Consider the following 1,246-nt stretch of genomic DNA (forward strand, 5'->3'; position numbering starts at 1 on the left):
TACAAAAATTAACTTCCAACCGAATTGCCGAACTTAAGGAAGAGATCGCTGCTTCAAAAGAGGCTACTGCAGCCCAGAAAGAACAAATGGCTCAATTGAAGTCCGATCTTGAGGCAATGGAAGCCCAACTGAATACTGTGACTTCTGAAAAAGATAACATTCCTTTCCTTGGAATGTCTTTGAGTAAAGCCGCATACAACACCACCATGTGGAGTATTATTGGAGTTCTGGTTCTTGCCCTGGCGTTATTCGTAGTGAGATTTAAAAGAAGCCATATTCATACTACCGAAGCCAGGAAGAATTTCAATGAACTTGAAAAAGAATTTGATGCTTATCGTGTGAAAGCGCTTGAAAAAGAGCAAAGATTAGGCAGGCTGCTACAGGACGAAAAGAACAAACAACTTAAGCTGGCAAAATAACACAAGAAGGCTCTTTTCCTTTTGAGTACCTTTGTCGCTTTAACCGGCACAGCCTCATGTTCTATGCTATGCGAATTGATATCATTACTGTAGTCCCCGAAATCCTTACAAGTCCTTTTGAAGCCTCTATCTTAAAAAGAGCTATTGAAAAAGGACTGGTAGAGATACATCTTCATAATCTCCGGGATTATGTGACTGACAATTACAAGCAGGTTGATGACTACCAGTTTGGAGGAGGTGCCGGCATGGTGATGATGATCGAACCCATAGATAAATGTATTACGGCATTAAAGGCTGAAAGAGATTATGATGAGGTGATCTATATGACACCCGATGGTGAGACCTTAAAACAAGGCATAGCCAATCAGCTTTCTCTAAAGGAAAACCTGCTTATCCTCTGCGGCCATTATAAAGGAGTAGATCAACGGGTAAGAGAACATTTCATCACCCGGGAAATTTCTGTGGGAGACTACGTTTTATCGGGAGGAGAACTGGGAGCTGCGGTTCTATGTGACGCAGTGATACGCTTGCTGCCGGGAGTTTTGGGAAATGAGACCTCTGCCCTCACCGATTCTTTTCAGGATAACCTGTTGGCGCCGCCCATTTACACCCGCCCTGCTGAATATAAGGGCTGGAAAGTGCCTGAAATCCTCACTTCCGGAAAGACGCCGAAGATCGAAGAATGGAGAGAAGAACAGGCCTATGCCCGCACCAGGGAACTAAGGCCTGACCTTCTGAGCGAAGAAGAAAAATAATTATTTACTTCCTTTCAGGAATAAGAAAATTTATTACTTTTGCACACGTTTCTGGACCAACCTCTGGCGATC

2 protein-coding genes are annotated in these 1,246 nt (G+C 43.4%); both read left to right on the forward strand.

Going from position 1 to position 1,246, the window contains the following annotated elements:
* The coding region (locus tag HC175_RS15105; protein WP_168139317.1) for a hypothetical protein at positions 1-419 on the forward strand (419 nt) is incomplete at its 5' end.
* A gap of 68 nt (positions 420-487) precedes the next feature.
* Complete coding sequence (trmD, locus tag HC175_RS15110; protein ID WP_168139318.1) at positions 488-1,174, forward strand: tRNA (guanosine(37)-N1)-methyltransferase TrmD; 687 nt, start codon at positions 488-490, stop codon at positions 1,172-1,174.
* Positions 1,175-1,246: the final 72 nt, after the last annotated feature.

It is taken from the genome of Salinimicrobium oceani, assembly GCF_012037645.1.